Annotated in this window: 9 protein-coding genes; 2 read left to right on the plus strand and 7 right to left on the minus strand. The window is 70.6% G+C overall.

Features of this window, described 5'->3' with window-relative positions; all coding sequences use genetic code 11:
* A partial coding sequence (locus ACTHNQ_RS06360) for an ABC-F family ATP-binding cassette domain-containing protein (protein ID WP_440332091.1) occupies positions 1–1,372 on the plus strand: 1,372 nt, incomplete at its 5' end.
* Between the two features lie 3 nt (positions 1,373–1,375).
* Here the strand turns inward: ACTHNQ_RS06360 and ACTHNQ_RS06365 are convergent.
* From ACTHNQ_RS06365 to ACTHNQ_RS06380, 4 genes are all read right to left on the minus strand, one after another.
* Positions 1,376–2,257, minus strand: coding sequence for an SURF1 family cytochrome oxidase biogenesis protein (locus tag ACTHNQ_RS06365; protein ID WP_440332106.1), 882 nt, complete (start codon positions 2,255–2,257; stop codon positions 1,376–1,378).
* 14 nt (positions 2,258–2,271) lie between these two features.
* A complete protein-coding gene (locus tag ACTHNQ_RS06370; protein WP_440332093.1) occupies positions 2,272–2,490 on the minus strand; it encodes a hypothetical protein in 219 nt (72 codons plus the stop codon).
* Positions 2,487–2,972 carry a DUF3099 domain-containing protein gene (locus tag ACTHNQ_RS06375; RefSeq protein ID WP_440332095.1) on the minus strand — a complete coding sequence of 162 codons (486 nt, stop codon included), beginning with the start codon at positions 2,970–2,972 and terminating at the stop codon, positions 2,487–2,489. Before ACTHNQ_RS06375 ends, ACTHNQ_RS06370 begins: the two co-directional genes overlap by 4 nt.
* A gap of 73 nt (positions 2,973–3,045) precedes the next feature.
* Entirely contained in the window at positions 3,046–3,630 is a 585-nt protein-coding gene (locus ACTHNQ_RS06380; RefSeq protein ID WP_440332097.1) for a DUF4190 domain-containing protein, read from the minus strand.
* Between the two features lie 129 nt (positions 3,631–3,759).
* Between ACTHNQ_RS06380 and fabG the strand changes: the two genes are divergently transcribed.
* Positions 3,760–4,470, plus strand: a complete 711-nt coding sequence (fabG, locus tag ACTHNQ_RS06385) for a 3-oxoacyl-ACP reductase FabG (protein WP_440332099.1) — start codon at positions 3,760–3,762, stop codon at positions 4,468–4,470.
* A 10-nt stretch (positions 4,471–4,480) separates the two neighbouring features.
* Here the strand turns inward: fabG and ACTHNQ_RS06390 are convergent, their stop codons facing one another.
* The 3 genes from ACTHNQ_RS06390 to ACTHNQ_RS06400 are packed head-to-tail and all read right to left on the minus strand — an operon-like array spanning position 4,481 to position 7,181.
* Complete coding sequence (locus ACTHNQ_RS06390) at positions 4,481–5,188, minus strand: alpha/beta fold hydrolase (RefSeq protein WP_440332101.1); 708 nt, start codon at positions 5,186–5,188, stop codon at positions 4,481–4,483.
* Positions 5,189–5,235: 47 nt separating this feature from the next.
* On the minus strand, positions 5,236–5,877 hold the full coding sequence (gene serB, locus ACTHNQ_RS06395; RefSeq protein ID WP_440332103.1) for a phosphoserine phosphatase SerB: 642 nt from the start codon (positions 5,875–5,877) through the stop codon (positions 5,236–5,238).
* A gap of 59 nt (positions 5,878–5,936) precedes the next feature.
* Complete coding sequence (locus ACTHNQ_RS06400) at positions 5,937–7,181, minus strand: glucose-1-phosphate adenylyltransferase (RefSeq protein ID WP_440332105.1); 1,245 nt, start codon at positions 7,179–7,181, stop codon at positions 5,937–5,939.
* Positions 7,182–7,299: the final 118 nt, after the last annotated feature.

Here is a 7,299-nt window from a genome sequence, read left to right on the forward strand (position 1 = left end):
GGACATGCTCGCCCGCACGCGCATCCTCGACGCCCGGGGGCTCGGCACCCTCGCGCTCGGGATGCACGAGGCCTCCCTCGCCATGGCGGCCGACGACGCGGATGCCGCGGCACGCGCCATGCGGAAGTACGCCAACCTCACCGAGAGGTTCGAGGCGCTCGGCGGCTACGCGGCGGAGGCGGAAGCGGCATCCATCGCCCACAACCTCTCTCTGCCCGATCGCATCCTGGATCAGCCGCTGCGCACGCTCTCGGGTGGTCAGCGCCGCCGGATCGAACTCGCGCGCATCCTGTTCTCCGACGCCCAGACGATGATCCTCGACGAGCCCACCAACCACCTCGACGCCGACAGCGTCGTGTGGCTGCGCGAGTTCCTGAAGGGCTACAAGGGCGGGCTCATCGTGATCTCGCACGACGTGGAGCTCGTCGGTGAGACCGTCAACCGCGTGTTCTACCTCGACGCGAACCGCCAGGTGATCGACGTCTACAACATGAACTGGAAGAACTACCTGCGCCAGCGGGTGGCCGACGAGGAGCGCCGCAAGAAGGAGCGCGCCAACGTCGAGAAGAAGGCCACCGTGCTCCAGCAGCAGGCCGCCCGGTTCGGCGCCAAGGCGTCCAAGGCCGCCGCCGCGCACCAGATGGTCGCGCGCGCCGAGAAGATGCTCGCGGGCCTCGACGAGGTCCGCCAGGAGGAGCGCGTCGCGAAGCTGCGGTTCCCGAAGCCCGCGCCGTGCGGCAAGACGCCGCTCATGGCCTCGGGCCTGTCGAAGTCGTACGGCTCTCTCGAGATCTTCACCGACGTCGACCTCGCGATCGACCGCGGCTCGAAGGTCGTCGTGCTCGGCCTCAACGGCGCCGGCAAGACGACGCTGCTGCGCATCCTCGCCGGCGTGGACCAGCCCGACACCGGGCAGCTCGAGCCCGGCCACGGCCTGAAGATCGGCTACTACGCGCAGGAGCACGAGAACCTCGACGTCGACCGCTCGGTGCTCGAGAACATGATGTCGGCGGCGCCCGACATCAACGCCACGGAAGCGCGCAAGGTGCTCGGATCGTTCCTGTTCACCGGCGACGACGTGCTGAAGCCCGCCGGCGTGCTGTCGGGCGGCGAGAAGACGCGCCTGTCGCTGGCGACGCTCGTCGTGTCTTCGGCCAACATGCTGCTGCTCGACGAGCCGACCAACAACCTCGACCCGGCCTCGCGCGACGAGATCCTCGGCGCGCTCGCGCACTACGAAGGCGCCGTCGTGCTCGTCTCGCACGACGAGGGCGCGGTCGAGGCCCTCAACCCCGAGCGGGTGCTGATCCTGCCCGACGGCGTCGAAGACATCTGGGGTCGCGACTACGCCGACCTTATCTCGCTCGCGTAGGCGTCAGCGGCCCGCGGCGTCGATGAGGGCGTCCTCGTCCTCGGCATCGCGGTCGCGACGGCGACGGGATGCCGCAGCCGCCGCCGGTGCGGCATCCGGCGCTCCTTCGGGGTCGCCGCCGGCCGTCGCGTCCTCGGCATCCTCGCGACGGTGCTTGCGCTCCGTGCGGATGACGTAGCCGATGAAGATGAACCCCATGAGCGCGAACATGATCCACTGGATCGCGTACGACAGATGAGGACCCGGGTCGTCCGACGGCGGCTCGAGCGCGTTCGGCACGGTCGCGGGCGCCGGATCCTCGCTCACCATCACGCCATAGGCGCTGCGCTCGAGGTCGTCGCCGGCGTTCGACGGGATCGTGTCGGCGATGAGCCCGAGGTTGATCGTCGGCACCTGGCCGTCGGGCGCCGAGCGGCCCGACGAGGGCAGCGCTTCACCGGGGCGCAGGCGCACCACGATGGTCGACGCGCCGGCCGGGGGAGCGGGCACGGCGTCGGGCACGGGCAAGTCGTCGCCGGGCGGCACCCACCCGCGGTCGACGAGCAGCACGCGCCCGTCGTCGAGGCGGAACGGCACCAGCACCTCGAACGCCGACGTGCCGCCGTGCGGGCGGTTGCGGACCAGCAGCTGGTCGTCGGTGAGGTACTCGCCCGTCAGGGTGACGGGACGCCATTCGTCCTGGGGGTCGAGCGTGCCGCCGGCGGGGATCGCCTCGGCGAGCGGCACGGGGTCGGCGTCGTAGTTCTGGGCAACGAGCGCGAGCTGATGCGAGCGTTCCTCGTTCCGGCTGAACTGCCAGTGCGACAGGAACGCGCACGCGATGGCGAAGACCACGGCGTGGGCGATGTAGATCGCCCAGCGACCCGCGCGCGGCAGGTTCTGCATGCTCACGCCCCGGCTCATCGGGTCACCTCGGTGCCGGTGAGGGGAGTGACGTCGAGCGGGAAGTCGCGCGCGGCAAGGAAGTCGCGGAGGTAGTCGACGTGCTCATCGCAGGCGACCCACGTCTTGCGCCGGTCCGTCGTATGGATGCGGGGGTTGCGCCAGTCGATCCGCCAGCGGGCGCTCTCGCGGCAGCCCGCACGCGAGCAGGTCGCGTCGATGCCCTCCTCGCTCATGCCGCGGGGTCCGCGTCGTCCGCGGGATCGGCAGCACCTGCGGGATGGGCGGGTCCTGCGGGACGGGCGGGACCTGCGGGATCCGCAGGAGCCGCGGGATAGGCGGGACCGGCGTCACTGGTGGGCTCTGCCCGGCGTTGCGGCGTCGCCGCGTCGCGGTTCTCTTCGATCCGGATGACCCGGGTCTCAGGCGCGCCGGCGATGCCCGGAACAGCCGGCAGCGACGGCTCGGGGTCCTCGCGGCGATTGCTGCGCGCCTCTTGGCCGACGTTCGCCGACACGACGGCGATGTAGGGAAGGAAGACCGCCGCGGCACCGAAGACCCACGTGTACCAGCCGTAGGGCGTGATGACCACCATGAGGATGAAGCACGCGATGCGCACGCCCATCATCACGAGATAGCGCGTCGAGCGCGCGCCGACATCGTCGCGCGGAGCGCGCGGCAGAGACGTGGCCGAAGGGGCGTGGCTGGAGTTCTTCACGGTGCTTCCAGGGTACGCCGGTTGCACGCGCAGATCGCCCCGGAGCGGGGCTCCGGGGCGATCTGCGCGTGCGTCAGGAGGAGTAGTTCCCCGTCGAGGAGTAGACCGCGAAGCTGAACATGAAGAACAGGATCATCGCGATGATGCCGAGGAGCGCGAGTCCGAGCCCGACCCAGCCGACGATCGTGCCGGCCAGCGCCATGCCTCGACCCTGCTCGCCGCTCGTCTTGAGCTGCTTGAGCGACATGTGGCCCGTGATGACACCCACCACTGATCCGATGAACGGAAGGATCACGAAGCTCGAGATCGACGCGATGAGCGACACGATCGCCAGCGTGTTGGTCTTGGCCGGAGCGCCGTAGCCGTAGCCCGGTGCCGCAGCGTAACCGGGTGCGGCCCCGTAGGCCGGTGCGGTGCCGTATGCGGGTGCCGAACCGTACGGCGCGGGCGTCGACGGTGCGCCGTAGGCGGGAGGCGGGTAGGCGCCCTGCGCCGGAGGCGGGTAGGCGGCGGGCTGCGCCGCGGGCGGCGCCTGTGGGGCGGGCTGCGGCGTCGGCGCTGCCGGCGGGTACGCGCCGGGCTGCGCGGCAGGAGGTGCCGGCGGGACGGGCGGGTTTGCGCCCGGTTCGGGCGCGGGAGTGGGGGAGGTGTCGCTCACGGCGATGCCTTTCGTCGGTGTCTGGGTCCAGCGTCCCAGCGGCGCGCAGGGGTGTCAAACAGATCCGGGTTCCGCCGCCGCCCGCCGCTAGGCTGGTGCGGTTCCGTCGTAGACCCCCGGGAGAGCCCTATGTCCACCGATCGCGTCGTCCTCGTCACCGGCGGCAACCGCGGCATCGGCCGCGCCATCGCCGAGCGCTTCGTCGCCGCCGGCTACAAGGTCGCTGTGACCGCCCGTTCCGGGGAGGGCCCCGAGGGGACGCTCACGGTGCGCGCCGATGTGACGGATGCCGCAGCCGTCGACGCCGCGTTCACCGAGGTCGAGAACACGCTGGGACCCGTCGAGATCGTCGTCGCGAACGCCGGCATCACCAAGGACACCCTGCTGCTGCGGATGACGGAGGACGACTTCGACAGCGTCGTCTCGACGAACCTCGGAGGTGCGTTCCGGGTCGTCAAGCGCGCATCGAAGGGGATGCTGCGTGCCAAGTGGGGCCGCGTCATCCTCATCTCGAGCGTCGTCGGTCTCTACGGATCGCCGGGGCAGATCAACTACGCGGCGTCCAAGAGCGCCCTGGTCGGCTTCGCGCGGTCTCTCACGCGCGAGCTCGGCGGCCGCGGCATCACGGCGAACGTCGTCGCGCCCGGCTTCATCGAGACGGACATGACCGCCGAGCTCTCGGACGCGACGCAGGCCGAGTACAAGAAGAGCATCCCCGTCGGCCGGTACGGCTCGGCCGACGAAGTGGCGGGTGTCGTGACGTGGATCGCGTCGGACGATGCGGCCTACATCTCGGGCGCCGTGATCCCCGTCGACGGCGGCCTCGGCATGGGCCACTGATGCGGATCGCCTAGCCGATCGCGCGCAGGATCGCCTCGGCCACGGCGCCGGGGCGCGAGAACTGCGGCCAGTGACCGGTCGGATCGCCGGGCGCGCCGAGCTCGATGATGTCGAGGTGCTCGAGCGCGACCAGTTCGGCGGCCCACTCCGGGCCGGCGGCGATGATCTCACGGATCTGAGCCGCGGGCACCGTGCCGGTGACGATCGTGACGGGCACGCTGCGCCGCCGCTGGTCCGACAGCCGGATGGGATCCGTCGGGACGCGCGCGGGCACGGACTTCGTGCATGCCGCCGCATCCGCCCGCGTCTGGGGATCGAGGTCGGCGATATCCGGCTCGTCGAAGAAGTCCCATCCGGGGAACGGCACCACGCCGTCGACGATCGGGAACTCCGAGACCGAGCCGCCGTCACTCGGGGGCCATGTGTCGAGCAGGACCAGGTGTGCGACGCGGTCGGGCCGGGCATCCACTGCGCCGTACGCCACGTTGCCGCCGCCGGAGTGCCCGACCAGCACGACCTCGCCGTCGAGGGCGTCGAGCGCCGTGACCGTGGCATCGACCCAGGCGGCCATGCCGATGCCGGCGGTGTCGGGGCCGGAGCCGCCGACGCCCGGCATCGTGAGCGGATGGGTGCGATGGCCGGCGGCTTCGAGAGCGGGCGCGACGTCGCCCCATGACGACGCGTCGAGCCACAGGCCGGGGACGAGGATGATGTGCATGCCCCGAGGCTAGCGATGGGTGCCGACATGCGTGTCGGCCCTGTCGGTCAGGGAAGCAGGGGGATGACCTCGCGCAGATCGACGGGGCCGATCACGACGTCCGCCTGCGCGCGCACGGCCGGCTTGGCGTTGAAGGCGACGCCGAGCCCCGCCTCGGCCATCATCACGAGGTCGTTCGCGCCGTCGCCGATGGCGATGGTGTGTGCGAGATCGACCCCGCGCTCCGCCGACCACTCGCGCAGGGCGTCGGCCTTGCCGGTGGCATCCACGATCGGCCCATCGACGAGACCGGTGAGGACGCCGTCGCTCGACGCGAGCCGGTTGGCGCGCCAGACATCGACGCCCAGGTCGGGGGCGACGGTGTTGAGGATCTCGTGGAACCCGCCCGACACGACGCCTACGGCGCCGCCGCGCGCATGCACGGCGTCGATGAGCTCGCGGACACCGGGCGTCGGCTCGATACGCGCCAGCACGCGCGCGAACGCCGCGACGGGGACGCCGGCGAGTGCCTCGACGCGCGAGCGCAGGCTCGTCGCGAAGTCGACCTCACCGCGCATGGCGGCCTCGGTCGCTGCGGCCACCTCGGGTCCGCGGCCGGCTTCGTCGGCGATCAGCTCGATCACCTCGTTGCGGATCAGGGTCGAATCGGCGTCGAGCACGACGAGGAAGCGGGCGGGAGCGACGGGCATGCTCCCACGCTAGCCGGAGCGGGACGCCGTGCCCGACCGCATGTCAGGCGGCGACGTCGTCAGCGCTCGACGCGCACGCCCTTGCCCACGACGGTGATGCCGCTGTCGGTGACGGTGAAGCCGCGCGCGAGGTCCCGCTCGCGGTCGACGCCCACCGTCGCCCCGTCGTCGAGCACGACGTTCTTGTCGAGGATCGCGCGGTGCACGCGGGCGCCCGCACCGACGTGCACGTAGTCGAACAGCACCGAGTCGGTGATCGTCGACCCGCCGCCGGCCAGTGTCCACGGGCCCACGACGCTGCGCTCCAGGTGCGTGCCCGACAGGACGGATCCGAGCGAGACGATCGAGTCGATCGCGTTGCCGATGCGCCCGACCGAGTCGCGCACGAACTTCGCCGGCGGGGAGTTGACGGCCTGCGAGTGGATCGGCCAGTCGGTGTTGTAGAGGTTGAACACGGGGAGGGTCGAGATGAGGTCGCGGTGCGCGTCGAAGAACGAGTCGATCGTTCCCACGTCGCGCCAGTAGTAGCGGTCGCGATCGGTCGAACCCGGCACGTCGTTGCGGTTCATGTCGTACACGCCGGCCTCGCCGCGCGACACGAAGTAGGGGACGATGTCGCCGCCCATGTCATGGTTCGAGGTCGGCAGCTCGCCGTCGGACTCGACGGCCTCGATGAGCGCGTCGGTGTCGAAGATGTAGTTGCCCATCGATGCCAGCACCTGGTCGGGCGCGTCGGCGAGGCCCACCGGGCTCTGCGGCTTCTCGAGGAACTCGCGGATGCGACCGGGGTCGGACGGATCGACGTCGATCACGCCGAACTGGTTGGCGAGTGAGATCGGCTGACGGATGCCGGCGACCGTGGCCCGCGCGCCCGATTCGATGTGGGCGGAGAGCATCTGCCGGAAGTCCATGCGGTACACGTGGTCGGCGCCGATGACGACGACGATGTCGGGCTTCTCGTCGGTGATCAGGTTGAGGCTCTGCAGGATCGCATCCGCCGATCCCGAGAACCATCGCTTGCCGAGCCGCTGCTGAGCGGGCACCGACGCGACGTACGAGTCCAGCAGGGCCGACATGCGCCACGTCTGCGAGATGTGGCGGTCGAGGCTGTGGGACTTGTACTGCGTCAGCACCACGATCTGCCGGAGACCCGAGTTGATGAGGTTCGAGATCGCGAAGTCGATGAGCCGGTACTGACCGCCGAAGGGGACGGCCGGTTTGGCGCGATCCGCAGTCAGGGGCATCAACCGCTTCCCCTCGCCGCCGGCGAGGATGATTCCGAAGACCTTGGGCGCTGCTGGCATGAGACCCACACTAGGACGCGTTCCGACCGATGTACTAGCGTTCGAGCATGCGAGTCGACATCGTCACGAAGGAGTACCCGCCGGAGATCTACGGCGGGGCCGGAGTCCATGTCACGGA

Origin of the sequence: Microbacterium sp. (genome assembly GCF_051953575.1) — a bacterium.
Lineage (GTDB): Bacteria > Actinomycetota > Actinomycetes > Actinomycetales > Microbacteriaceae > Microbacterium.

Coding starts and splice junctions, on each gene's coding strand:
- ACTHNQ_RS06365 (WP_440332106.1), bottom strand. CDS start 2,257: ATGCAGAACCTGCCGCGCGCGGGTCGCTGGGCGATCTACATCGCCCAC.
- ACTHNQ_RS06370 (WP_440332093.1), bottom strand. CDS start 2,490: ATGAGCGAGGAGGGCATCGACGCGACCTGCTCGCGTGCGGGCTGCCGC.
- fabG (WP_440332099.1), top strand. CDS start 3,760: ATGTCCACCGATCGCGTCGTCCTCGTCACCGGCGGCAACCGCGGCATC.
- ACTHNQ_RS06390 (WP_440332101.1), bottom strand. CDS start 5,188: ATGCACATCATCCTCGTCCCCGGCCTGTGGCTCGACGCGTCGTCATGG.
- serB (WP_440332103.1), bottom strand. CDS start 5,877: ATGCCCGTCGCTCCCGCCCGCTTCCTCGTCGTGCTCGACGCCGATTCG.
- ACTHNQ_RS06400 (WP_440332105.1), bottom strand. CDS start 7,181: ATGCCAGCAGCGCCCAAGGTCTTCGGAATCATCCTCGCCGGCGGCGAG.